This is a genomic window from Sphingomonas pseudosanguinis, from assembly GCF_052056765.1.
GTDB classification, from domain to species: domain Bacteria; phylum Pseudomonadota; class Alphaproteobacteria; order Sphingomonadales; family Sphingomonadaceae; genus Sphingomonas; species Sphingomonas pseudosanguinis.
Window position 1 is genome coordinate 1,633,043 of sequence record NZ_CP189888.1, and the last position, 24,951, is coordinate 1,657,993.

The 24,951-nt window shown below is 67.0% G+C and carries 24 protein-coding genes; 12 read left to right on the forward strand and 12 right to left on the reverse strand.

The features are described 5' to 3' along the window. Window positions 1-32: 32 nt before the first annotated feature. Window positions 33-3,080 carry a ligand-binding sensor domain-containing diguanylate cyclase gene (locus ACQHGV_RS07415; RefSeq protein WP_440980000.1) on the reverse strand — a complete coding sequence of 1,016 codons (3,048 nt, stop codon included), beginning with the start codon at window positions 3,078-3,080 and terminating at the stop codon, window positions 33-35. 193 nt (window positions 3,081-3,273) lie between these two features. Here ACQHGV_RS07415 and dinB point away from each other — a divergent pair, with 193 nt between their 5' ends. Further along, window positions 3,274-4,386, forward strand: coding sequence for a DNA polymerase IV (gene dinB, locus ACQHGV_RS07420; protein WP_440980001.1), 1,113 nt, complete (start codon window positions 3,274-3,276; stop codon window positions 4,384-4,386). Window positions 4,387-4,401: 15 nt separating this feature from the next. Here dinB and ACQHGV_RS07425 read toward each other — a convergent pair whose 3' ends face one another. The 3 genes from ACQHGV_RS07425 to glmU form a co-directional block, all read right to left on the reverse strand. Then, window positions 4,402-6,252, reverse strand: coding sequence for a putative bifunctional diguanylate cyclase/phosphodiesterase (locus ACQHGV_RS07425; protein WP_440980002.1), 1,851 nt, complete (start codon window positions 6,250-6,252; stop codon window positions 4,402-4,404). Window positions 6,253-6,328: 76 nt separating this feature from the next. After that, entirely contained in the window at window positions 6,329-8,152 is a 1,824-nt protein-coding gene (glmS, locus tag ACQHGV_RS07430) for a glutamine--fructose-6-phosphate transaminase (isomerizing) (protein WP_440980003.1), read from the reverse strand. Between the two features lie 5 nt (window positions 8,153-8,157). Next, a complete protein-coding gene (gene glmU / locus ACQHGV_RS07435; RefSeq protein ID WP_440980004.1) occupies window positions 8,158-9,522 on the reverse strand; it encodes a bifunctional UDP-N-acetylglucosamine diphosphorylase/glucosamine-1-phosphate N-acetyltransferase GlmU in 1,365 nt (454 codons plus the stop codon). A gap of 64 nt (window positions 9,523-9,586) precedes the next feature. On the opposite strand from glmU, the gene ACQHGV_RS07440 reads away from it, so the two are divergent. Continuing rightward, window positions 9,587-10,279: an HAD-IA family hydrolase gene (locus tag ACQHGV_RS07440; RefSeq protein WP_440980005.1), complete on the forward strand. Its 693-nt coding sequence runs from the start codon at window positions 9,587-9,589 to the stop codon at window positions 10,277-10,279. On the opposite strand, the gene ACQHGV_RS07445 is transcribed toward ACQHGV_RS07440, so the two are convergent. Genes ACQHGV_RS07445 through ACQHGV_RS07460 form a run of 4 tightly spaced genes read right to left on the reverse strand, consistent with a single transcriptional unit; the run spans window position 10,239 to window position 12,810 of the window. Continuing rightward, window positions 10,239-11,267, reverse strand: a complete 1,029-nt coding sequence (locus ACQHGV_RS07445) for a nucleotidyltransferase domain-containing protein (protein ID WP_440980006.1) — start codon at window positions 11,265-11,267, stop codon at window positions 10,239-10,241. The genes ACQHGV_RS07440 and ACQHGV_RS07445 overlap by 41 nt on opposite strands. Then, window positions 11,252-12,097, reverse strand: a complete 846-nt coding sequence (locus ACQHGV_RS07450; protein ID WP_440980007.1) for an HprK-related kinase A — start codon at window positions 12,095-12,097, stop codon at window positions 11,252-11,254. Before ACQHGV_RS07450 ends, ACQHGV_RS07445 begins: the two co-directional genes overlap by 16 nt. Next, window positions 12,094-12,372: an HPr-rel-A system PqqD family peptide chaperone gene (locus ACQHGV_RS07455; RefSeq protein ID WP_440980008.1), complete on the reverse strand. Its 279-nt coding sequence runs from the start codon at window positions 12,370-12,372 to the stop codon at window positions 12,094-12,096. Before ACQHGV_RS07455 ends, ACQHGV_RS07450 begins: the two co-directional genes overlap by 4 nt. A gap of 3 nt (window positions 12,373-12,375) precedes the next feature. After that, a complete protein-coding gene (locus ACQHGV_RS07460; protein WP_440980163.1) occupies window positions 12,376-12,810 on the reverse strand; it encodes a hypothetical protein in 435 nt (144 codons plus the stop codon). A gap of 111 nt (window positions 12,811-12,921) precedes the next feature. On the opposite strand from ACQHGV_RS07460, the gene ACQHGV_RS07465 reads away from it, so the two are divergent. The 8 genes from ACQHGV_RS07465 (at window position 12,922) to ACQHGV_RS07500 (ending at window position 20,581) form a co-directional block, all read left to right on the forward strand. Further along, window positions 12,922-14,163 carry a sensor histidine kinase gene (locus ACQHGV_RS07465; RefSeq protein WP_440980009.1) on the forward strand — a complete coding sequence of 414 codons (1,242 nt, stop codon included), beginning with the start codon at window positions 12,922-12,924 and terminating at the stop codon, window positions 14,161-14,163. 71 nt (window positions 14,164-14,234) lie between these two features. After that, a complete protein-coding gene (locus ACQHGV_RS07470) occupies window positions 14,235-15,281 on the forward strand; it encodes a substrate-binding domain-containing protein (protein ID WP_440980010.1) in 1,047 nt (348 codons plus the stop codon). Continuing rightward, a complete protein-coding gene (gene pstC, locus ACQHGV_RS07475; protein WP_440980011.1) occupies window positions 15,278-16,654 on the forward strand; it encodes a phosphate ABC transporter permease subunit PstC in 1,377 nt (458 codons plus the stop codon). The genes ACQHGV_RS07470 and pstC overlap by 4 nt, the downstream gene beginning before the upstream one ends. Window positions 16,655-16,715: 61 nt before the next feature. Next, window positions 16,716-17,930 (forward strand): phosphate ABC transporter permease PstA, encoded by a 1,215-nt coding sequence (pstA, locus tag ACQHGV_RS07480; protein WP_440980164.1) that lies wholly within the window; start codon window positions 16,716-16,718, stop codon window positions 17,928-17,930. Beyond that, window positions 17,924-18,688, forward strand: a complete 765-nt coding sequence (gene pstB / locus ACQHGV_RS07485) for a phosphate ABC transporter ATP-binding protein PstB (RefSeq protein WP_440980165.1) — start codon at window positions 17,924-17,926, stop codon at window positions 18,686-18,688. Before pstA ends, pstB begins: the two co-directional genes overlap by 7 nt. A gap of 11 nt (window positions 18,689-18,699) precedes the next feature. Beyond that, entirely contained in the window at window positions 18,700-19,383 is a 684-nt protein-coding gene (gene phoU, locus ACQHGV_RS07490) for a phosphate signaling complex protein PhoU (RefSeq protein ID WP_409787030.1), read from the forward strand. A 13-nt stretch (window positions 19,384-19,396) separates the two neighbouring features. Further along, a complete protein-coding gene (phoB, locus tag ACQHGV_RS07495) occupies window positions 19,397-20,089 on the forward strand; it encodes a phosphate regulon transcriptional regulator PhoB (RefSeq protein WP_183950924.1) in 693 nt (230 codons plus the stop codon). A gap of 138 nt (window positions 20,090-20,227) precedes the next feature. Then, complete coding sequence (locus tag ACQHGV_RS07500) at window positions 20,228-20,581, forward strand: hypothetical protein (protein ID WP_440980012.1); 354 nt, start codon at window positions 20,228-20,230, stop codon at window positions 20,579-20,581. Window positions 20,582-20,650: 69 nt separating this feature from the next. On the opposite strand, the gene ACQHGV_RS07505 is transcribed toward ACQHGV_RS07500, so the two are convergent. Together ACQHGV_RS07505 and epsC are read right to left on the reverse strand one after the other, a co-directional pair. Then, on the reverse strand, window positions 20,651-20,983 hold the full coding sequence (locus ACQHGV_RS07505) for a DUF2794 domain-containing protein (protein WP_440980013.1): 333 nt from the start codon (window positions 20,981-20,983) through the stop codon (window positions 20,651-20,653). Then, on the reverse strand, window positions 20,983-21,666 hold the full coding sequence (gene epsC, locus ACQHGV_RS07510; RefSeq protein ID WP_183950927.1) for a serine O-acetyltransferase EpsC: 684 nt from the start codon (window positions 21,664-21,666) through the stop codon (window positions 20,983-20,985). Before epsC ends, ACQHGV_RS07505 begins: the two co-directional genes overlap by 1 nt. A gap of 168 nt (window positions 21,667-21,834) precedes the next feature. Here epsC and ACQHGV_RS07515 point away from each other — a divergent pair, with 168 nt between their 5' ends. After that, window positions 21,835-22,596, forward strand: a complete 762-nt coding sequence (locus ACQHGV_RS07515; protein ID WP_183950928.1) for a sulfite exporter TauE/SafE family protein — start codon at window positions 21,835-21,837, stop codon at window positions 22,594-22,596. A 48-nt stretch (window positions 22,597-22,644) separates the two neighbouring features. Here the strand turns inward: ACQHGV_RS07515 and ACQHGV_RS07520 are convergent, their stop codons facing one another. Together ACQHGV_RS07520 and ACQHGV_RS07525 are read right to left on the reverse strand one after the other, a co-directional pair. Beyond that, entirely contained in the window at window positions 22,645-23,166 is a 522-nt protein-coding gene (locus ACQHGV_RS07520) for a carboxymuconolactone decarboxylase family protein (RefSeq protein WP_440980166.1), read from the reverse strand. 117 nt (window positions 23,167-23,283) lie between these two features. Further along, window positions 23,284-23,829, reverse strand: coding sequence for a peroxiredoxin (locus ACQHGV_RS07525; protein ID WP_183950930.1), 546 nt, complete (start codon window positions 23,827-23,829; stop codon window positions 23,284-23,286). Between the two features lie 157 nt (window positions 23,830-23,986). Between ACQHGV_RS07525 and ACQHGV_RS07530 the strand changes: the two genes are divergently transcribed. Then, window positions 23,987-24,889 carry a hydrogen peroxide-inducible genes activator gene (locus ACQHGV_RS07530; RefSeq protein ID WP_183950931.1) on the forward strand — a complete coding sequence of 301 codons (903 nt, stop codon included), beginning with the start codon at window positions 23,987-23,989 and terminating at the stop codon, window positions 24,887-24,889. The last annotated feature ends 62 nt before the right edge of the window (window positions 24,890-24,951 follow it).

The following is a 24,951-nucleotide window of genomic DNA, read 5'->3' on the forward strand; positions in this document are numbered from 1 at the left end:
CAACGGCACGCATCGCGCCGGGGTTCCACCGCTCAATCGCCATGGGCCGGCTCCACCTGGTTCCGGCCGTTCCGCTTCGCCCGGTACAAGGCCTCGTCCGCGCGCCGGATCATGCGGGCGACCTCCTCGTCCGATCGCCAGGCGGCGACGCCCGCGCTCAGCGTCACCGCGATCGACTGGCCATCCGCCATGATCGGGGACGATGCGATCATCTGGCGAACGCGCTCGACAATCGCCAGCGCCTCGGCCTTCGTCGTGCGGGGAAACAGGATCGCGATCTCCTCGCCGCCATAGCGGGCCACGACATCCTGCGACCGGACCCCGGCGCGGATGGCGGCGGCGATCGCGACCAGCACCGCATCGCCAGCACCATGGCCATAATCGTCGTTGACCCGCTTGAAATGATCGACGTCGAGCAGCGCGAAGACGAACGCCTCGCCCCTATCCCGCGCCCGCATGACGGCCGCGTCGATCGTCGCCATCAAGGTCCGGCGGTTGTCGAGGCTTGTCAGCGGATCGGTGCTGGCTAGCCGATCGAGCTGCGCATTGGCGTCGCGCAACTCGCTGGTCCGCCGCTCAACCATCGCCTCCAGCACGCGCGCACGCCGCCGGACGACGGCGGTAACCAGCCAGAAGGCACCGCCCAGCGCCAGCGCCGCCAGCAAAGCCCCCAGGATTCGCGCCGGCCACGTCTCGTACCATTGCGGCGCGACCATGATGTGCACACGGTGGGTCACCGTCTGCGCCGCAAGGCCCGGCACCTGCGCGCGCAGCCGCAGCCAATATTCACCCGCCGGCAAATTCGTATAGGTCGCGCTGGCCGGGGTCCCCGCCGGCACGATCATCCACCCCCGGTCGAACCCTTCCAGCCAATAGCTGTACCGAATTTCCTCGGGCGCGTCATAATCGGTCAGCGAGAAACCCAGCCGCAGGGTGCGCCCTTCGCGCCCCAGGTCGAGCACCGGCTGCCGCGCGGCCGAGTCGATCGGCATGGCCTGCCCGTCGATCTCGGCTTCGCTGACGATCAACCGCCCGGCTTCCGCGTCATGACGCCGTGCGAGCAAGGCATTCGGGTTCAGGATGATCAGCCCGTCGGGCGACCCGAAGAGCAGCGAACCATCGGCGGTGCGCGCCGCCGCACGCTGGTTGAAGGCGTTGATGGTCAGCCCGTCGCGCCGGCTCATGACGTGGATCGAGCGCTGACGCGGATCGATGACCGAGATGCCCCCGGCCCCGGCGGCCCATAGCCGCCTGCGATCGTCGAGCGCCAGCGACGCGACATTGTCCCCGGCCAGGCCTTGCGTCTCGGCCAGCGCGCGGAAATTCCAGCCCGTTTCATGGGACCGACCAAAGGCCACACCGCCATAGGTCGCGGCCCAGATATTCCGGCCGTCCGGGATGATCGAACCGACATAGTTTTGCGGCAGGCTGAAGGGGTCGCGAACATTGTTCGCATAGGTCACCACCCGTCCCGTTCGCAGGTCCAGCCGGGCCATGCCCGCCGGGGTCGCCAGCAAGACATCGTCGTCCGACAAGGGCACGATGTTGATGATCTCGTTATTGGGCAGGCTGTCGGGGTTCGCCGCCTCATGCTGGAGCTGTCGGACCGCGCCCGTGGCCCGATTGCGGAGGAACAGCCCCTTATAGGTACCGATCAGCAGATCGGTGGCCGTCTCGCCCAGCGAAATGACCGGCAGATCCTCGATCAGCGCGGTGGGAACGTCGCGCTGCGCCAGCGTTTGCGGATCGATCGCGATGACGCCGCGCGCGCCGATCAGGATCGTGCCGTCGCGTGCGTCGAGCAGCGCCTTGATGTCCTGCCCGGCATGATGCCCGTGCAGCTTGATGTGACGAACGCGCTCCCCCTGCCGGTCGAGCTGATCGACCGAACCATCGCTCAAGCCCAGCCAGAGCCGGTCCCGCCGGTCGACCAGGATGCTGCGGACATTGTCGTCGGCCAGCGCCATCTCCGGTCGGGGCATGGCCGATCCGATCCGCAGGATATTGTCGTTCGGCCCCCTTGTCCGGGAGGCACCCAGTTCGGTCGCCGCCCAGATGCCGCCATTGCCGTCGAGCGCCAGCGCGCGCACCGTATCGCCCGCCAAGGATGTGGGATTGGCCGCCACCCGGCGAAGCGCGCTGGCGGAGAAGTTGCGCGCCGGATCGACCAGCACGATCCCCGCGCCATCGGTTCCGATCCAGATACGCCCATGATCGTCCTCCATCAGCGCGCGAATGGTGCGATGTGCGATCAGCGGCGCGGACTCCGCCAGCGACGCAAGCTGGGTGAATTGGGGCCGAGGACCCCGCGTGGTCGACACATAGACGCCCTTCGACCCGGTGCCGACCCACAGCCGTCCCTCGCGGTCGCGCAGGATCGACCAGACGTCGCCCACCGAATGCGTCGCGTTGACGAACATCCGCTCGAACCGCCGCGCCCCCGGCCGCATGGCCCAAAGCCCCTGCTCGCAGCCCGCCCACAAGGTGCCGTCCGGATCGCGATGCACGGCGAACGCGCCCTGCGGGCGACTGCTCCCCTCCAGTGGGATCGCACTGGCGGTCATGGGGTCGATCATGTCTTTCGACCGCACATAATGATGGACGCCCTCATCCGATGCGATGAAGGCACCCCCCGCTCCGTCGGGCGCGAGGCTGGAGATGCGACCACCGATATGCCCGGACGACGGGCTCAGCCGCACGAAACGTCCCGTGGCAGGATCGAACCGCGCGACGCCACCGACATTCGTACCGATCAGGATACCGCCATCGTCGAGCGCGAGCAGCGCCCGGACATAATTGTCGGGCAGGCTCCGGCGGTCGGTCGCGACCTGCTTGAAGGTACGGACACGTTGTCCGTCATAGCGGGTCAGGCCGCCACGCGTGCCGATCCACATCGTCCCGTCCTTGGCGCGGACGATCGCGGTCGTGGTGACATGCGGCAGGCCCATGGCATCGCCAAGATTGGTAAAGGAGGCCGAACGCCACGCCGCCCATGGGTCGGCGGCCCCGGCACTCACCCAAGGCATCGTCGCCATGATCAGAAGCAGGGCCGCCGCGCCCACGGATCTCAATAACGTCATGCCGTCATCCCGAGACACGTCGTAGCAGCATGATGCATAAAAGTGGGTTAATGCATGAGACCGGTAACATCGAAATGCGTTTTGCTTTTGTTCCGGTTTTGAGTGGTGCTTACTCCCAGCGCAGGCTATCATGCCGCAACACAATAACGTTTTTCCCCTGACGCGGCGGAACAGCGAAACAGCGCGGCCCCCTTTGAGCGACGAACACGATAGGCCTTCGACCACCCGCAAGATCATCCATGTCGACATGGACGCCTTCTATGCGTCGGTCGAGCAACGGGACGATCCGACGCTGCGCGGCCGTCCAGTCGCGGTCGGCGGGTCGCGGGCGCGAGGGGTGGTCGCGGCGGCAAGCTATGAGGCGCGCGGCTTTGGCGTGCGGTCGGCGATGCCGTCCGTCACCGCGTTGCGGCGATGCCCCGATCTGGTCTTCGTACCGCCGCGCTTCGACGTCTATCGCGCCATATCCCAGCAGATCCGGGCGATCTTCGCCTGCCACACCGATCTGATCGAGCCGCTATCGCTCGACGAGGCCTATCTGGACGTGACCGAGGATCGCAACGGGCTGGGTTCGGCAACCGCGATCGCCGAGGCGATCCGGGCGGCCATCTTGGCCGAAACCGGGCTGACGGCGTCCGCGGGGGTCAGCTACAACAAGTTCATCGCCAAGCTGGCGTCGGATCAGAACAAGCCCAACGGCATCTGCGTCATCCCGCCGCACCATGGCGCCGCCTTCGTCGCCGCCCTGCCGGTCAAGCGCTTCCACGGCGTCGGCCCCGTCACCGCGCGCAAGATGGAGGCGCTGGGCATCCTGACCGGGGCCGACTTGCGCGACCAGTCGCTCGCCTTCCTGCAACGCCATTTCGGCAGCTATGCCGATTATCTCTACGGCGCGGCACGCGGCATCGATCATCGCCCCGTTCGCGCGCATCGTATCGCCAAATCGGTCGGCGCGGAGCGTACCTTCGAAACCGACCTGTCGGCGCGCGAGGCCCTTCACGCCGCGCTGGAAAGGGTCGTGGAGGCGGCCTGGACCCGCATCGAGCGCAGCGGCGCGACCGGGCGGACGGTGACCCTGAAACTACGCTATAGCGACTTTCGGACGATCACCCGCGCGCGATCCTCGACCCAGGGCGTCACCGATCGCGCGGAGTTCCTGGCGATGGGCATGGCGCTGCTTGACCAGCAACTGCCGATCGATGGCGGCGTCCGCTTGCTGGGCCTGACGCTGTCGGGTCTCGGCGTGTCCCAAGCCGAGCAGAGCGACGCCGCGCGCGTTCCGGTCCAGCCCGAATTGCCGTTGTGACGGACGGACCGCGCGTCAGGCGAGGACGCTGACGGGCACCGCCTCGTCCGATGGCACGGGCATCATCGGCAAGGCGCGCCGCGCGGCGAGCTTGCGGGCTTCGCAGGGCGCGACGGGGCGCGAGAACAGGAACCCCTGCAAGTGGCTGGCGCCAGCGACCCGTAACGCCTGGGCCTGCGCCTCGGTCTCGACGCCCTCCGCCACGACTCCCAGGCCCAGCGCGCGGCCGAGATGGATGATCGAGTGGACGATGGCCGCCGACTCGCGCTCACGGCCCATGCCGTCGATGAAACTGCGATCGATCTTCAGGCAATCGAGCGCGAACTTGCGGATATTGTAGAGGCTGGAATAGCCCGTCCCGAAGTCATCGAGTGCGATGCGGAAGCCCAGCTTGCGCAATTCGCACAGGGTCTGCGCGGCGCGTTCGGCATCGTCGAAGATCGCGGTTTCGGTGATCTCGATCTGGACCCGGGCGGGGTCGACGCCGGCGCGGCGGACGCTGTCGAGGATATGGCCGACAAAGTGCGACCGGCGAAACTGCACCGGGCTGAAATTGACCGAGACATATTGATCCGGCCAATGCCGCACCTGCGCCAGCGCTTCGTCGAGCACCCAGTCGCCCAGTTGGTGGATCAGGTTGCTCTCCTCGGCGATCGGGATGAAGATCGCGGGGCTGACCGCGCCATGTTCCGGACTGTGCCAGCGGACCAGTGCCTCGAACCCCGCGATGCTCAGGTCGCCGCGCCCGACGATCGGCTGAAAGACCAGGGTCAGCTCGTCGCGCGCGATGGCCTGGGTCAGGCCGGCCTCCACCAGACGACGAACGCGAATGCCCTCATCCATCTGTTCGTCGAACAGCCGGACGATACCTCGGCCGGAGCGCTTGGCATCATTGAGCGCCATGTCCGCGCGACGCACGAGGTCGGTCGGATCACGCTCACCCGCCTCGTCGCTCATCACCAGTCCGCACGACGCGCCGCAGCGCACGGAGTGGCCCAGGATGCTGAAGGTCTTGGCACAGGCGGTGACGATGCGTTCGCAGGCGGCGATCGCAATGCTTTGGTCAGCCATGTCAAAGATGATCCCGAACTCATCGCCGCCGAGCCGCGCCACCAGCGCGCCTTCGGGGGCGGCGTGCTGAAGGGTCGCGCAGACTTCCCGGATCAGCTCGTCACCCGCCAGATGACCAAGCGTATCGTTGACCAGCTTGAACCGATCGAGATCGAGCATCGCGGTGACGAAGCGGCCGGGCATGCGCCCGCGCTCGGCGAGACCGCGCAGAAAGGCCGAGCGGTTGGGGGCGTCGGTCAGCGCGTCATGCATCGCGATGTGCATCGCGCGGCTCTCATTGGCGCGAAGCTCGGCCGATTTCTCCTCCAGCGCGACGACCTGCGCGGCCAATTGCGCGCGCGCCTCGGCCAGTTCGCGGTCATTCTGCCAGCGTCGGCACAGCGCGATCGCGGTCTGCGACACCTCGGCAGGCGCGAAGGGCTTGGCGATGTAGAAGATCTTGTCGGCCGGGCCGGCGACCTGGCTGATCTCGGCGGGGGTGAAGTCGGTATAACCGGTGACGATCACCAGATGAATGTCGGGATCGAGCTGGCGGATACGACGCGCCGTCTCGCGGCCGTCGATCCCCGGGGGCATGCGAATGTCGATGAAGGCGACCGCGAAGGGCCGATCCGTCGCCAGCGCGCGGGCGACCTCGGCCACCGCCTCCTCGCCTTGGAAGCAGTGATGGATGTCCTCGATCGTATCCGCTTCGGCCGCGCGATGCCCTGTCTCGGGGGTCTGCGGACTGGGCGAGAAGCAACGGTCATAGCTGGCATGAACGGCCGCTTCGTCGTCGACGATCAGAATACGCATCCGGTTACCATCACTCTCACGCTACTTTACGAAAGCGATGGTAACCATAGACGTTTAATCTGACGTAAATGGACAGTTATTCGACGGTTACACTCTTTGCGAGGTTGCGCGGTTGATCGACGTCGGTGCCCTTGGCCACCGCGACATGATAGGCGAGCAGCTGGACCGGGACCGCATAGACGATCGGCGCGATCAGCGGATGGACCTTGGGCATGGTGATCGTGGCGATGCAGCCCTCGCCCGCCGCCTCGATCCCGTCATAGTCGGAGATCAGCACGACCTTGCCGCCGCGCGCCTGGACCTCTTGCATGTTCGACACGGTCTTTTCGAACAAGGGCCCCGACGGCGCGATGACGATGACCGGCACCGATTCGTCGATCAGCGCGATGGGGCCGTGCTTCATCTCGCCGGCGGCATAGCCCTCTGCATGGATGTAGCTGATCTCCTTCAGCTTCAGCGCGCCCTCGAGCGCCAGCGGATAGTCGGTGCCGCGACCGAGATACAGGACGTCGCGCGCACCCGCGATGGCGCCCGCCATGCCTTCGATCGCTTCGTCATAGGCCAGCGCGCCGTTGATCGCGGCAGGGGCTTCGGCGAGGTGGCGGACGATCTGCTTTTCCTCGTCCACGCTCAGCCGCCCCTTGGCCTTGGCCAGGTTGGCGGCCAGTGCAGCGAGCACGCTGAGCTGGCAGGTGAACGCCTTGGTCGAGGCGACGCCGATCTCCGGCCCGGCATGGGTAGGGAGCAGCAGGTCGGCCTCGCGCGCCATCGAACTGGTGGGCACGTTGACCACCGCCGCGATCGTCTGCCCCTCGCTCTTGGCGTGGCGCAGCGCGGCGAGCGTATCGGCGGTCTCGCCCGACTGGCTGATGACGATCATCAGGCCGCCTGGCTCCATCACCGGGGTGCGGTAGCGGAACTCGGAGGCGACATCGATGTCGACCGGCACGCGCGCGAACTGTTCGAACCAGTATTTGGCGACCATGCCCGCATAGAAGCTGGTGCCGCAGGCGACGATGGTGACGCGCTTGATCCCCGACAGGTCGAAGTCGGGGATGGGCAGCGCGATCTGCCCCTCCAGCCGCTGGAGATACGAGCGCAGCGTCTGAGCGACGACGATCGGCTGCTCGTAGATTTCCTTTTGCATGAAGTGGCGGTGATTGCCCTTATCGATCAGCGCGCCGGTGACGCCCGAGATCGTGACGGGGCGTTCGACCGGGTTGTTGTCACGGTCATAGACCTGCGCGCCTTCGCGCGTGCAGACGACCCAGTCGCCTTCGTCGAGATAGGCGATACGCTGGGTCAGCGGAGCAAGCGCCAGCGCGTCCGAGCCGAGATAGGTCTCGTCATCGCCGTATCCGACGACCAGGGGCGAGCCGAGCCGTGCGCCGATCAGCAGATCGGGCTGGTCGCGGAACAGGATGGCGAGCGCGAAGGCGCCGTGCAGGCGGGGCAGGATTTCGCGAACGGCGGCGACGGGGTCCAGCCCCTGCTCGACCTTCTCGCTGACGAGATGCGCGACGACTTCGGTATCGGTCTCGCTGGTAAAGACGCGGCCACGCGCGGTCAATTCTTCGCGCAGAGCCTTGAAATTCTCGATGATGCCGTTGTGCACGACCGCGACATGATCGGTGGCATGGGGGTGGGCGTTGTTGGTGGTCGGCCCGCCATGCGTCGCCCAGCGGGTGTGCGCAATGCCGATCGTGCCGGGCAGCGGATGTTCGGCCAGCTCGTGCGCCAGGTTGACCAGCTTGCCCGAGGCGCGCCGCCGCTCGATCGAACCATCGTCGATCGTCGCGATACCGGCGGAGTCATATCCGCGATATTCCAGACGGCGCAGGCCATCGAGCAGACGCTCGGCGACATCCTCGCCGCCCAGGATTCCCACGATACCGCACATAAGTCTTACTCCCCAGCCTTCTTCGCGGCCTTCTTGGCCGTCATCATATCCCGAAAACGCTTGGCCCAACCGGCCTTCGTCTGACGCTCGGCGCGAACCAGCGCGAGCGCATCGGCCTCGACATCGCTCGTCACCACCGCGCCCGCGCCGACAATGGCACCGGCCCCGATCGTCACCGGCGCGACCAGCGCCGAATTGGAGCCGATGAACGCCCCCTCGCCAATCACGGTGCGATATTTGAGGAAGCCGTCATAATTGCAGGTGATCGTGCCCGCACCGATATTGGCCCCCGCCCCGACCTCGGCATCACCGAGATAGGTCAGGTGATTGGCCTTAGCGCCGGGGCCGAGAACGGCCTTCTTCATCTCGACGAAATTGCCGACCCGCGCGCCCTCTCGGACGTCGGCGCCGGGGCGAAGCCGGGCATAGGGGCCGATGTCCGCCCCGGTCGCGACCTTGGCCCCCTCCAGATGGCTGAAGGCGTGGATCGTGACGCCATCGGCGACCGTCACGCCGGGGCCGAAGACGACATGCGGCTCGATCACCACGTCCCGCCCGATCACGGTGTCGTGCGAGAACCACACGGTATCGGGCGCGATCAGCGTCGCGCCTTCGGTCATGGCACGCATGCGCCGGCGCTGCTGCCAGTCGCCCTCGACCACCGCCAGTTCGCCGCGACTGTTGACGCCCGCGACCTCGCCCGCCCCGGTTTCGATCACCGCCGAGTGCCGGCCATCGCCCGCCGCCAGCATGACGATATCGGGCAGATAATATTCGCCGGCCGCATTGTCGTTGCCGACCCGGTCGAGCAGGCCGAACAGATCCTCGGACCGAACCGCCATCAGTCCGGAATTGCAAAGCGTTACGGCACGCTCTTCGGTGCTGGCATCCTTGAACTCGACCATGCGGTCGATCCGGCCATCGGCGTCGGCGATGACCCGGCCGTAAGCCGCAGGATCGCTCGGGCGGAAGCCGAGAACGACGGCGGCGGGTCGGTCGGCTTCGCTCAAGCGATCGATCATCCGCTTCATTGTTGCGGTCTCGACCAGCGGCACATCGCCGTAAAGGATCAGCACATCGCCATCGAAGCCCGCCAGCGCATCCCGCGCCTGCGCCACCGCATGGCCGGTGCCGAGCTGCTCCGCCTGAAGCGCGGTGCCGACGCCCAGCGGCGCGACCGCCGCCTCGACCTGTTCGCGGCCCGCACCCGTGACGACGACGACACGTTCGGGCGACAATCGCCCGACGCTGTCGATCAGGTGGAGCAGCATCGACCGCCCGGCAATGGGGTGCAGGACCTTGTGCAGGTCCGACTTCATGCGGGTGCCCTTACCCGCGGCGAGAATGATGGCGGCGACTGGTCTCGTCATGGCGGTTGCGCCTGCCATGGATTTCCGGCCAAAGCCAGCCCGCAGACTGCACCGGGACCCGATTATGGACAGCTATTCACGTCACCGTTTCCCCTTCGCCATCGTCGGGTTCGATCTGGACGGAACCCTGCTCGACACGAGCGGCGATCTGGCCGCCGCCGTCAACCACGCGCTGGGCTCGATCGGGCGCCCGCCGCTCAGTGTGGACGCAGTCAAGCCGATGATCGGCGGCGGTGCGCGCGCGATGTTGCGGCACGGGCTGGATGCGACCGGCGGCCATGACGACGCGACGCTGGAGGTGCTGCATCGCCGGCTGCTCGACCATTATGAAGCGAATCTGGCGGTGCACACCGCGCCCTTCCCCGGCGCGCTCGACGCGCTCGACGAACTGGCCGCGCGCGGCGTGACGATGGGGATCATGACCAACAAGCTCGAACGCTTCGCGCGCGCGATCTTGGGGGGCTTGGGCCTTGCCGACCGGTTCGCCGCGATCATCGGCGGCGATACGCTGGGGGTCGCCAAGCCTTCGCCGATTCCCATCCAGGCGCTGGTCGACCAGTGCGGCGGCGGCAAGGCGGCCTTTATCGGCGACTCGATCTTCGACGTTCAGGCCGCACGCGCCGCCGGCCTGCCGGTCGTCGCCTGCCGCTTCGGCTTTCTCAGTCAGCCGGTCGAGGAGCTGGGCGCCGACGCGATCATCGACGATTATGCCGGGCTTATCCCGACGCTGGAGCGGCTCGTCCCTTCCGCCACTTGATCCACAGGTGGCGGAGCAGGAGCGGGAGCGGCATCCGGATCATATGCGACCGGACGTAGAAGGTCAGTCGCGTAAGAGGATGGCGCCCCCGCCCCCAGCCATCGCGTGCCAGCATCCGTCGCCGAAAAATCCGGTCCGGGATCGTCAGCCGCTGCCAGCGTGGCGCGACAGGCGTGGCGTAGAGCGCATGACTCAGCCGCATGGCCCGGTCGACGGCAAAGCCCAGCCCATGCTGCGCCGCACGTTCGGAGAGACCATCCGCTCCGCCCTCGACGACCAGCGCATGGATGTCCCACAGATTGCGCAGCCCGCCCGACAGATCGCCATCGGCGAATAGATGCGCGGCCGCATGGATCAGCATGTCGTTGTGCGACAGCATGGCGAGCCCCCCACCCAGGGGGACAGCATCGGCGATCAACGCCGTCGCATCGGGTGTCGGCCGCGCGGTTGGAGGAAGAATGGTGTGGTGCACATCCAGCATCCGGTCGCGATCACGATGGATCAGCGGCGGCAGTTCGTGCATCCAGCGGCGATAATAGAGATCGTCATAGGCATCGGGCTTCACCCATTCCCAGCCCGCCTCGGCCAAGGCAGCCTCGGCGGCCGGTAAGACCGCCTTGGGCAGCAGGATGTCGCAGTCGCCGATCGATCGTCCCTGTCCGGCGGCCAGCCCCGCCGCCACGAACGCCGTCCCCTTCAGCAGGATCACCGGAACGCCCAATCCCGCCAAAGCGTGCGCGACCCGATTGGCTTCCCATAGCGCGGTACGGCGCACCTCCGATGCTTCGGCGCGGGCATCGTCCAGGACCGCCCGAACCTCCGCCGGTACGGTCAGACCGTCAAGGCGATGGGCGAGCGTCCCCAGCAGCAATTCGGCGCGTGCGACCGTCACGACATCCATCCACTCGGACAGGCCAAGGGCATGCGCGTTGGCAGGATCGCGCAGCATGGCGACGAGGCGCGCGGATGCGGTCACAGCGCGGCCCATAACGCCTCGACCGCCGCGACACCGGACGGCCCGTCGGGATAGTCGAATGCGATCGCCGGCACCGTCGAACGCAGCCGGACCATCGCGCGAAAACCGGCCTCCCCCAGGGCGACATAATTGGTCGAGGCCTGGGTAAGCCGCACGAAGCTCTCGGCCGGTGGCAGGATGCGGGTGGCGGCGGGAAAGCCGAACCGAGGAAAGAGGATGAGAACGGGCTTGGCCGGTCGATCCATGGCGGCGAGCGCTTCCGCGCTGGGCGCGACATGGCGAATATCGCCCTTCGGCGTACCCGCCAGAAGCGGCCCCACCCGGCTGCCCGCCGGAATGACCGACAGGCTTTCGTTCTTCAGGCTTACGGCACGCGGGAAGGGCACGACCAGCCCCGTGTCCGGCTCGATCAGCGCGAACTCGTCGCTCAGGAAGCGCCAGCTCTGTTGGGCCAGCAACAGCGCGAGCGTCGATTTGCCCGCTCCGGATATGCCGCTCATGATGACCGCCCGTCCGTCGCGCTCGACGACGGCGGCGTGCAGCAGCAGATGGCGACGATGCCCCAATGCCATCTGCAAGTTCATGCCCAGTTCGGACGCCAGCAGGCCTTGCCCCAGCGGCAGCGGCGCGGTCTCGGGCAGGCGATAATCGCCGCCGATCCGCACCGATGGACGTATCCAGCGCCGCCAGACATGCTCCGCCTCCAGCCGCACCGTATAGTCGGCGAAATCGGGCTTGGGATAATCCCGGTACAGCGCCTCGACGGCGGCGATCGGCGCGCGCCAGTCCGAACCCAGACGAAAGCCGACCGGGCCGACCCGCAAGATCGTCGCGTGCCTCACAGACGGTCGACCAGTCCCACGGCTTCCAGCTCGTCCAGCCGCGCCTGCAAGGTCGTGGCGGCGTCGGCGGCGTCCAGATCGAAATGCTGCGTCAGGAACTGAACCAGCGCGGCCAGCGTCAGCGGTGCCGGTATCAGCGCCTCCATGATCTGCGGCGCCGGCTCGCTCAACAAATGGGTGATGCCGGAGGGCCGGTGGAACACCGCCGTGAAGATGTCCAGCGGCTCGACCAAGATCAGATCCGCCGCCACCGTGCGATAGCGCGGCTCCGCCATGGATCAGCCGCCCGGCATCTGAAGCGAGGCGTAGCAGGTGAAACCACCCTGCCCGCGCTGCAACCGCCGGATATAGTTCAGATAGGCCTGGTTGCTGAAGTAATTGGTGTTGGGCAGCATGCCGCCCTGCAACGCGCGCTTCACCTCCTCGCCGGTATAGGGGCGACTGGGCGGCGCGAAGGCGAACAGGGTGCGTGCGGGCACCGTCGAACCGTCGAGCGCGATATAGCTGCCCGCCCGCGCCTGATCCGGGATCGGGATTTCGCAGGTCAATACCGATCCCGTCGTCTGCGCCAGCGCGGGGCGGATCGCGACCACCGTACTCGCCCCCAGCGCCCCCAGCATCAGCGCACGCCGGCTGGTGGAGCCGCTGGCCGGCGCCTCGGTCGCGGGCGGCAGTTCGCCATGTTCACAGGGTGTTGGCGGCATCTCTTCCATATCGCGGGTGATGTCCCACATTCGCCGCGGCGGAACAAGCACCTGGCGCTGCCCATATGCCCCAAGCTGGGAGGAAGACAGGCCGCCCCGCGCCCGCTACATCGATGCGCCATGGGATTCGGCATTCGCACCTTGTGGGCCATCATCGTGGCGGTCGTCGCGGCGGTCGTCGTGTTCCTGTCGGCGGGACCGGGCCCTGCCATCATCACGCTGGTCGGCGGGATCGCCGCCGCGCTGGTCGCCAGCGAAGGCGTGAAGACGGACGAGGACGACGAGGACGCGGGCGAGGAGGACGGCGCGGCGCTGTCCCCGCTGCTCACCGAAGCGCTGGACGCGATCGTCGAGCCGGTCCTGCTGATCGACGAGGGCCGGGTCATCCTGGCCAACCGCGCCGCCCGCACCCTGCTGGGTGCGCATATCGTCGGCGAGGACGCCCGGATCGCCATCCGCCACCCCGCCGCCGCCGAGCGCCTGCTGGCGGCCGGACCGGTCGAGCCCGAACAGCCGATCTCACTGGTCGGACTGGGGTCGCTCGACCATCGTTGGGACATGCGGGTCGCCGATGTCTCCAATGGCCAGCGCGTCGTCCATCTGATCGACCAGACCGCGCATGACGCCGCCGAGCGGATGCGCGTCGATTTCGTCGCCAATGCCAGCCATGAGCTTCGTACCCCCCTCGCCTCGATCCTCGGCTTCATCGAGACGCTGGGCGACGAGGCCGGTGACGATCCCGAAATCCGCGCGCGTTTCCTGAAGGTCATGTTCGACGAGGCGCGTCGGATGCAGCGGCTGGTCGAGGACCTGATCTCGCTGAGCCGGATCGAGGCCGACAAATATCGCCAGCCCGCCCAGCCGACCGATCTGGCCGAGCTGGTCGAGGATGTCTGGGAGGAGTTTCTCGACTCCGGCGCGCCGCGCGCCAAGGACATCACCTGCGAAATGGCCGAAGACCTGGCGCCCGTCGCCGGCGACCGCGCCCAGCTGTCGCAGATGCTGCACAATCTGATCGGCAATGCGATGAAATATGGCCGGGCCGACACGCCGATCCGCGTTACGCTGGGGCGCGACAGCGACATGCTGCGCCTGAGCGTCGCCGACCGGGGCGAAGGGATCGCCGCCGGCCATATCCCCCGGCTGACCGAACGCTTTTACCGCGTCGATTCGGGGCGCAGCCGCAGTATCGGCGGCACCGGCCTTGGCCTGGCCATCGTCAAGCATATCGTCGAGCGGCATCGCGGGCGGCTGGACATCGCAAGCGAAGTGGGTGCCGGCACGACGGTGACGGTGCGCCTGCCGCCGCTAAAGACCAGCACAAAAAGCCTTTCCGAGGCGAGTGTCACAAAAGAGCAATAGAAATGTCACACGGGGGTATGGTGAGCGTGGCAGCGCCAGCCCACACCCGTTCCGGTGGCTCAAGGAAATGAATGCGCCTGCCCTGCCTATTCGCCGCGATGTTCGCGCTGGCGGCCTGTCACGATCAGGCCAATGGTGGCGGTGCGGGCGTGCGCGACCAGATCACGGCGGTGGGGTCCTCGACGGTCTATCCCTTCACCACGATCATCGCCGAGCGCTTCGTCGCCGCTGATCCGGACGCCAAAGCACCGGTGATCGAATCGACGGGCACGGGCGCGGGCATGAAGCTGTTTTGCGCCGGGATCGGTGCGGGTCACCCCGACATCGAGAACGCCTCGCGCCGCATGAAGGCAGGCGAATATCGCGAATGCGCCGCGCACGGTGCCAAGGCGCTGCTCGAAGTCCAGATCGGCATCGACGGCATCGCCTTTGCCGAATCGAAGCGCGGTCCACGCATGGCGCTGACCACCGCCGACATCTACCGCGCGCTCGCCGCCCGACCCGGCGGGCGGGTAAACGGTGCGCGCACCTGGCGCGACGTGAACCCCGCACTGCCGGCCATTCCCATCCAGGTCTATGGCCCGCCCGCGACCAGCGGCACGCGCGACGCGCTGGCCGAGTTGATCATGACCCGTGGTTGTGACGCGGTGGAACCCGGCGCCGCCGCGCTGGCCCGGCGGGATGCCGAGGCGCATCACCGGACCTGCACCCGCATCCGCGAGGACGGCGCCTATATCGACGCCGGCGAGAACGACAATCTGATCGTCCAGAAGCTGCAATCCAATCCCAACGCGATCGGCATCTTCGGCTATTCCTATCTCGAGGAAAACCGCCACATCGTCGATGGTGTCGCGATCAATGGCGTCATGCCCAGCTATCAGGCGATCGCCGAGGATCGCTATCCCGGATCGCGGCCGCTCTATGTCTATGTGAAGAAGGCGCATCTCGACGCGATCCCCGGCCTTCGCCAGTTCCTGATCCTCTATGCCGACAATTGGGGGCAGAACGGCCCGCTGGTGCGGCGTGGCCTGATCGCATCGACCGCCGCCGCCCAGGCGCGTGCGCGGGCCATCATCACGCGCGAGACGGTGCTCGATCCGGCGACCCTGCCGTCATGAACGGTGTCGTCCTCCTGATCCTGATCGTCGGCCTCGGCCTGATAGCCTGGGCGGTTTCGCGGATGCGCGCGCTGGGTTTCCGGCGGCGGCTGGGCACGCGGATCAGTTCGCTGCCGCATCATCATGGCTGGTATGTCGCGCTATGGACCGCCGCGCCGCCTTTGCTGTTCCTCGCCATCTGGGCGGCGACGTCGCCAGCACTGGTTACCGACATGGTGCTCGATACGCCCGCCGCCGCGCAACTGCCGCCCCCGGGGTTCGAGCGCGCCGCGATCCTGTCCGAGGCGCGGGCGCTGGCCGCCGGGCGCGCGCACGGAGCCTTCCATGCGCTGTCGCGTACCCTGGCGCCCGCCTATGGCGCGGCGCAGGCGCGGGTCGACTGGATCGCGACGGCGGTCGTCCTGATGCTGGCGCTCGCCGGCGGGGCCTATGCCTATCTCCGTGTCCGCCCGGACTTTTCCGCGCGGACCCGGATCGAGCGGGTCATTCTCGGGCTGTTGCTGGGCGCGTCGCTGATCGCGATCCTGACCACCGCCGGGATCGTCGCATCGCTGCTCTATGAGGCGGGGCGCTTCTTCTCCGTCGTGCCGATCACCGACTTTCTGTTCGGCACGCATTGGAGCCCCCAGGTGATCGACCCGCGCGATCCCGGCGCGTCGCTGGGCGCGGTGCCGCTATTCTGGGGCACCTTTTTCATCGGCGCGGTGATCGCGATGGCGGTCGCCATCCCCTTCGGCCTGTTGAGCGCCATCTACCTGACCCAGTATGCCGCGCCGCGCGCCCGCCGCATCATGAAGCCGGTGCTGGAGGTGCTCGCGGGCATCCCGACCGTCGTCTACGGCTATTTCGCGGCGTTGACCGTCGCGCCGGCGGTGCGGCAGTTCGCCGTATCGATCGGCATCGACTGGGCCTCGTCGGAAAGCGCGCTGGCCGCCGGGCTGGTCATGGGGGTGATGATCATCCCCTTTGTCTCGTCCATGGCCGATGACAGCCTGGCCGCCGTGCCCAATGCGATGCGCGACGGCAGCCTGGCCATGGGGGCGACGCCGTCGGAGACGATCACCCGCGTCATGCTGCCCGCAGCACTTCCCGGCGTCGTGGGCGGCGTGCTGCTGGCCGTCAGCCGCGCGATCGGCGAAACGATGATCGTCGTCATGGCCGCCAGCGGCGTGGCGACGCTGACCGCCAATCCCTTCGCCAGCACGACGACCGTCACTCGCCAGATCGTCGACCTGCTGACCGGCGAGGCCGAATTCGACAGCCCCAAGACGCTGGCCGCCTTCGCGCTCGGCCTGACATTGTTCGTCATCACGCTGCTCCTCAACATCATCGCGCTGACGGTCGTGAAGCGTTACCGGGAAAGCTATGAGTAAGCGGCCGCCCTTGCCCATGGCCGATGCGCCGGTCCGCCCGACGGTGTGGGACAGCCCCGCCATGGCGCGACGCCTGCGCCGGCGTTATGCCGCCGAACGGCGCTTCCGCCTGCTGGGGCTTGCCGCCGTCGCCTTGTCCGCCGCCTTTCTGGCGTTCCTGCTGGTGACGATGGTCGCGCAAGGGATTCGCGGTTTCACTGAGACGACCGTCACGCTGCCGATCGACCTCGCCGCCGCCGACCTGCCGATCGAGCCGGCGCGCGTGAAGGGCCGCAGCGCCGATCTGGCGCTGGCCGGCGCCGGGCTGGAGGACGCGGTCGATACCGCCGCCACGATGCGGTTCGGACGGGACGGGGCCGACCTGCTGTCGCCGGGCGCATGGCTGGCGGTGCGTGATGCGATCAAGGCCGACCCGGCGATCCTGCGTCACACGGTCACCTTCACCCTCCCGGTCGCCAGTCCCTTTGACGTCGCCGCCAAGGGCGAAGGAACGCCCGATGCCGAACAGGTGGTCGCCCGGTTGAAGGCGCAAGGCGTTCTGTCGACCGGCTGGAACGGGAACTTCCTGACCGATGCGGATGCGACCGACCCGACGCGGGTCGGCATCTGGGGAGCGGCCAAGGGGTCGCTGCTGACCATGCTGGTCACGCTCGCGCTCGCCTTCCCCATCGGCGTGCTGGCCGCGCTTTACCTTGAGGAATATGCGCCCAAGAACCGCTGGACCGACCTGATCGAGGTGTCGATCAACAATCTGGCGGCGGTGCCCTCGATCATCTTCGGCCTGCTGGGGCTCGCGGTGTTCCTCAACACCTTCGGCCTGCCGCGTTCGGCACCGTTGGTCGGCGGGTTGACGCTGGCGCTGATGACCATGCCGGTCATCGTCATCGCCGGGCGCAACGCGATCAAGGCGGTGCCGCCCTCGATCCGCGACGCCGCGCTGGCGGTGGGCGCATCGCGGGTGCAGGTGATCTTCCATCATGTCCTGCCGCTCGCCCTGCCCGGCATCCTGACCGGCACGATCATCGGCATGGCCCGCGCGCTGGGCGAGACCGCGCCGCTCCTGATGATCGGCATGCGCGCCTTCATCGCAGCGCCGCCGCGCGGGCTGACCGATCCGTCGACGGTGCTGCCGGTCCAGATCTTCCTGTGGTCCGATCAGGTCGACCGGGGCTTCATCGAAAAGACCTCGGCCGCGATCATCGTCCTTCTGGTCTTCCTGCTCGCGATGAACGGGCTGGCCATCTACCTCCGCAATCGCTTCGAGACACGCTGGTGAGCACCCCCAAGATAACCGCGCGCAACGTCAGCGTGTCCTATGGCGCCAAGCAGGCGATCGACGACATCTCGATCGATGTCGACATGGACCATGTCACCGCGTTCATTGGCCCCTCGGGCTGCGGCAAGTCGACCTTCCTGCGCACGCTCAACCGGATGAACGACACCATCCCCTCGGCACGGGTGTCGGGGGACGTACGGCTGGACGGACAGGACATCTATGCGCCCGAAATGGACGTGGTGCAGCTGCGCGCGCGGGTCGGCATGGTGTTCCAGAAGCCCAACCCCTTCCCCAAGTCGATCTATGAAAATGTCGCCTATGGCCCGCGCATCCATGGGCTGGCCAACTCGCGGGCCGAGCTGGACGTCATCGTCGAGCGGTCGCTGACGCGGGCCGGCCTGTGGAACGAGGTGAAGGATCGCCTGTCCGAAAGCGGCACCGCGCTGTCGGGCGGCCAGCAGCAGCGGCTGTGCATCGCGCGCGCCATCGCGGTCGACCCCGAGGTCATCCTGATGGACGAGCCGTGCAGCGCGCTCGACCCGATCGCGACGGCGCGGATCGAGGAGCTGATCCACGACCTGCGCGGCCGCTACGCCATCGCGATCGTCACCCACAACATGCAGCAGGCGGCCCGCGTGTCGCAGCGCACCGCCTTTTTCCATCTCGGCACGCTCGTCGAGTATGGACGCACGTCCGACATCTTCACGAACCCGAAGGAAGAGCGGACGAAGGACTATATTACCGGCCGATACGGCTGAGGACGAGGATCATGGACCACACCGTTAAAGCCTTCGACAACGACATCGGCCGCCTGCGCGGGCTGATCAGCCAGATGGGCGGATTGGCCGAGGAGGCGATCGCCAATGCCATCAAGGCGTTGCAACGCTCCGACCTGGAACTGGCGCGCAAGGTCCGCGAGGACGACAAGGCGATCGACGTGATCGAGGCCGAGGTCGAGCGGCTGGCGGTGCGCACCATCGCACTCCGGGCACCGATGGCCAACGACCTGCGCGAGGTCGTCGCGGCGCTGAAGATCGCCAGCGTCGTCGAGCGGATCGGCGACTATGCCAAGAACATCGCCAAGCGCGTGCCGATGATCGAGAGCGAGGATCGGATCGAGCCCGTCTCGATCCTGCCCGCCATGGCCAAGATCGCCTCGGCGATGGTACATGACGTGCTCGACGCCTTTGCCGCGCGCGATGCCGAGGCGGCGATCCGGGTCCGCGACAGCGACAACGCACTCGACGATTTCTACGATTCCATCTTCCGCACGCTCGTCACCCATATGGTCGAGAATCCGAAGACGATCGGACAGGTCGCGCACCTGCTGTTCATCGCCAAGAATCTCGAACGCATCGGCGACCATGCGACCAATGTCGCGGAGATGGTCTATTTCGCCGCCACCGGCACGCAAATGGGCGAGCGTGACCGCAGCGGCTCCTTGCCTTCTTGAGGGAACAGGCACCATGGCACGGGTAAAGATGTTGCTGGTCGAAGACGACGCCGCGCTGGCGGAACTGCTCGTCTTCCATTTCAAGCGCGAGGATTTCGAGGTCGTTCACACGCCCGATGGCGAGGAGGCGCTGTTGCTGGCGCGTGAGAACACGCCCGACATCGTCCTGCTCGACTGGATGGTCGAGGGGATTTCGGGGATCGAGGTGTGCCGCCGCCTGCGCCGCTCGCCCGAAACCGCCAATGTGCCGATCATCATGCTGACCGCGCGCGGCGAGGAAGAGGACCGGGTACGCGGGCTGGAGACGGGCGCGGACGATTATGTCACCAAGCCCTTCTCCCCGCGCGAACTGGTCGCGCGCGTCGGTGCGGTGCTGCGCCGCGTTCGCCCGGCGCTGGCCGGCGAGGCGCTGGTCTATGCCGACATCGAGATGGACACGGTGGGTCACAAGGTCCGCCGCGCGGGCGAGGTCGTGTCGCTCGGGCCGACCGAGTTCCGCCTGCTCAAGCATTTCCTGGAGCATCCGGGCTGGGTCTTCTCGCGCGAGCGGCTGCTCGATGCGGTATGGGGGCACGACTCGGACATCGAGAGCCGGACGGTCGACGTGCATATCCGGCGGCTGCGCAAGGCGATCAATATCGGCGATCGGCCCGACATCATCCGCACCGTCCGCTCGGCCGGCTATTCGCTCGACGCCGGGGTCTGATCTCCTGCGCTTTCGGTCCGAAAACGGATGAAAAATGCGTTCGGAATCGGGCCGGAAGCGAAACGAGGGAGCCAAGGGCGGCGTGGGGCGTTCCCCTGACCGCGCTAACGCACTTGCGCTTCTGAACAGGAGATTCGCATGAAGTTCGTTTTTCTGGCGGCCACGGCCCTGATCGCCGCCCCCGTCTTCGCCCAGGACACGACCCAGGCCGATGCGGCCGCCCAGACCCAGATGCAGGGTCAGGCCAGCACCAGCACGACCGACGGCACCATGTCGGCGCAGGCGGGCGTCAATGCCTCGGCGGGTGCCCAGGTCGGCGGCTATCAGCCCGCGCAGCCCGCGCTCGCCGGTACGCCGCAGCCCGGCGCGCCGGTCGTCTTCAAGCAGGCACCGACTCCGGCCCAGGCCTTCCCCGCCCCGGCACCGCTGGAAAGCTATCCGATCTGCAAGAAGGGTCAGTTCGACCAGTGCCGTCAGCGCGGCGGCAAGTGATCGCCTTGTAAAGTAACGAAATACGCCGGCTCTCGTTAGAGGGCCGGCGTTTTTCATGGCACGCGGGATTTATTCGTCGACCAGCTTCATCAGCCGGCGTTCGACGGGGGCAAGCACCGGCCCCAGTTCATGCCCCCGCTTCAGCACCATGCCGCCCTCACCGATCAGCGCCCACATGCCCTGACGGTTGCGCAGCGCCGGCCGCTTCTCGATCCGATATTCGGGACGTTCGGCCGCGCGCCGAAAGGCGGAGAACACCGCCGCATCGCGCCCCATGTCCATCGCATAATCGCGCCAATGTCCGGCGGCGACCATCCGGCCGTAAAGGTCGAGGATGCGGGTCAGCTCGGCCCGCTCGAACCCGACCTGCCCGGGGGCCTTGGGAAAGGGTACGATTCCCATCAGGCGCGGTCGCGCTTCTCTTCCTGCTCGGCGAGCAGCATGTCGAGCTGTCGACGCAGCGTATCGAGTTCGCAGCGCAGCTTCTCGACCTTCTGGGTCTGCGGGTCGAACAATTCCGAACAGGGCGTGCCATAGGGGACGAAGCGCTTCTCGGGCGCGGCGCCGCCCTCGACGATCGTGGGCCGGGCGGGAATACCGACCATGACCGCGCCTTCGGGCACGTCGCGCGTCACCACCGCGTTGGCGCCCACCCGCGCGCGCGGGCCGATGATGATCGGCCCCAGCACCTGCGCGCCCGATCCGACGATCGCGCCGTCCATCAGCGTCGGGTGCCGCTTGCCCGCCACACCATTGTCGGGACTGGTCCCGCCCAGCGTCACGCATTGATAGATGGTTACGTCGTCGCCGATCTCGGCGGTCTCGCCGATCACGACGAAGCCATGGTCGATGAAGAAGTTGCGACCGATCTTCGCCCCGGGATGAATGTCGATCGCAGTCAGGAAACGGGTGAAATGGTTGACCAGCCGCGCGAGGAAGAAGGCACGCGACCGATACAGCCGATGCGCGACCTTGTGCCCCGCCAGCGCCCAGACGCCCGGATAGAGCAGGATTTCGGCACGCGAATGCGGCGCGGGGTCACGCGCCCGGATCGAATCGAGATAAGCGGCCAATCGGCTCGGCATGAGCATGTCCCCATATGCGATAGGAGCATTTAGGCACGGGCTTCGACAAATTCCAGCGGAACGCGGGAACCGGTCTATGCCCCTAAAGTCTATCTTTGTTGCAGGATATAGCGTCAAACGGCATGGCCAAGCATCACCGCCCTTCCGGGCAAGGGGCAAGGAGATACAATGGACCTGAGCAGCTTCGACCTGATCCATATCCTGCCGTTCATCGGCGTCGGCTTTGCCGCGCAGGTGGTCGATGGCGCTCTGGGCATGGCGTTCGGCGTGATTTCCAACACGCTGCTGATGAGCCTGGGCGTTCCGCCCGCCGCTGCATCCGCCGGCGTGCATAGCGTCGAGACCTTCACCACCGCGGTTTCGGGGATCAGCCACGCGGTCCATCGCAATGTCGACTGGAAGCTTTTCCTGCGTCTGATGATCCCCGGCGTCATCGGTGGTGCGCTGGGCGCCTATGTCCTGTCGAACATCGATGCGGCGGTCGTGAAGCCGTTCATCCTGGTCTATCTGACCGGCATCGGCATCTACCTCCTGCTGCGGGCGCTGCGGCATCGGCCCAATGTCCGCGAGCCCAAGATCGTCGAGCCGCTGGGCCTGATCGGCGGCTTCCTCGACGCCGCCGGCGGCGGTGGCTGGGGACCGGTCGTCACGTCCAACCTGCTGGCGCAGGGTGCCACGCCGCGCCTGACGATCGGTACGGTCAATACCGCCGAATTCTTCCTGACCGCCACCATCTCGGCGACGTTCATCACCCAGCTCGGCTGGGGCGCCTTTACGATGGCGACGCTCGGCCTGCTGATCGGTGGCGTGCTCGCGGCCCCGTTCGGCGCGATGCTCGCCAAGCGGATACCGCCGCAGCGGCTGCTGCTGATGGTCGGGATCATCGTGACGCTGACCAGCCTGTGGGGCCTTTACAACGCGTTCAAGTAGGACCTTGCCCGGTCGCCCCGCCGCTATGGCGAGGCGACCGGCGCAGGATCAGGCGACCACCGAGTGGGTGGTCGCGACTGCCTGCATCACCGCTGCGATGCGGACCGCGGTCTGGATGACCTCGGCCGAGACGCCCGACTTCTTCAGCACCGCCTCATGCGCGTCAATGCACATGCCGCAGCCGTTCATCGCCGACACCGCCAGGCTGAACAGCTCGAAGTCGATCTTGTCGATGCCCGGCGCGCCGATCACGTTCATGCGCAGCTTGGCGGGCATGTTGCGATATTCCTGGTTCCCGGCCAGGTGGGTGAAGCGATAATAGACATTGTTCATCGCCATCACCGCCGCCGCCGCGCGCGCCGCGGTCGCCGCCTCGGGCGACAGCTTGGGCGTGCACTCGGCCTCGGCCGCCTCGACCAGCGGCTTGTAGCCCGAGCCGTGCGCGCAGGTCAGCAGCAGGCCGTACTTGCGCTGATCGTTCAGCAGCGCCTCGTTCAGCAGCGAACCGACGTTCAGGCGGATGTCCTTGGCGAAATCGGGCAGCTGCCCGGCAAATTCCTTGAGCGACATGTTCATGCTCCAGATACGCGACGCCCCAGTCCGGGCCGCCGGTCGTATCGACCGACAACCCTCGCCGGGGCATCGAAAAGATGGGCCGGGGGACGGGATCGCCCCCCGACGCGAGGATTACTCGGCCGCGAGCTGGAGGACGTCGTCGCCCTTGTTCCAGTTGCAGGGGCAGAGCTCATCGGTCTGCAGCGCATCGAGCACGCGCAGGGTTTCCTGCGGGTTGCGACCGACGTTCAGGCCGTTGATCGTGACGTGCTGGATGACATTGTCGGGATCGATGATGAAGGTCGCGCGGTAGGCGACATGCTCATTCTTGTCGACGATGCCCAGCGCGTCGGCCAGGACGCGGCCATTGTCCGCGATCCAGGGGAAGTCGGCGGCGGCGAGATCCGGGTCCGACTTGCGCCACGCCAGGTGGACGTGCGCGGTGTCGGTCGATGCGCCGATCAGCACGGCGTCACGGTCCTCGAAATCGCCCTTCAGCTCGGAATAGCCGACGATCTCGGTCGGGCAGACGAAGGTGAAGTCCTTCGGCCAGTAGAACAGGACCTTCCACTTGCCCTCATAGGAGGTGTCGCTGATCGTCTCGCCGGCGGGCAGCGCGTTGGTGCCCTGCTGGACGGGAACGGTGAATGCGGGGAGCTTGTCTCCAACGGTCAACATGGCAATAGCCTCCATTTCTTCCCAAAATTCGGCTTCAGCCATCCTCTGTGCACGCGCCGGCGGTGGACCGCCTGTATTCGTCGCGCTGACGGATATGGGGACTGGCGCCTTTGATCCAACAAGCTATTTGTCACATCGCAATCGACTGAGACGATCAATGGCCGCCACCTACCTACCGACACTGAAACAGCTTCAATATCTCGTGGCCTTGCAGGAGCATGGCCATTTCGGGCGTGCGGCCGATGCCTGCTTCGTCACCCAGTCGACCCTGTCGGCGGGCCTGCGCGAGCTGGAAACGCTGATCGGCGTGACCTTGGTCGAACGGACGCGGCGGGTGGTGCGCTTCACGCCGCTGGGCGAGCGGATCGCCGACAAGGCGCGGCGGGTGCTGCGCGAGGCGGACGAACTGGGTGACATGGCACGGGCCGCCGGCCGGCCGCTGTCGGGGGAGATGCGCATGTCGGTCATCCCGACGATCGCACCCTTCATGCTGCCGCGCATCCTGCCGCGCCTGCGCCGCGACTATCCCGACCTCAAGCTGTTCCTGCGCGAGGAGCCGAGCGCGCCGGCCTGCGAGCGGCTGCACAATGGGCGCACCGACTGCGTGCTGCTCGCGCTGCCCTTCGCTTGCGGCGAAGTGACGGCCGAGCCGCTGTTCGACGACCGGCTGTTCGTTGCCTTCCCGACCGACGAGGATCACACCCCGCCCCCCGCCTTCCCGGCCGCCGATATCGACGAGAACCGGTTGCTGCTGCTGGAAGACGGGCATTGCCTGAAGGACCATGCGCTGGCCGCCTGCAACCGCCCCGAATTGCGCGCCGAGGCGACGATGCTGGGCACCTCGCTGCATACCATCGTGCAGATGGTCGACAACGGCCTGGGCATGACCATGCTGCCCGAAATGGCGCTGCGCTCGGGCATATTGGATAACACCCATATCACCGCGCGTCCGCTGGATGCCGAGAACGCCATCCGCAAGATCGCACTGGTCTGGCGCCGCGCCAGCCCCCGCGAAAAGGACTTCCGCCTGCTGGCACAGGTGCTGGCGGAGGCCGCCTGACACGCAACCGCCGGGGCATTGCGGCGTCTTTGCACCCGATATCGTCGTTCATCTTCGAAGGA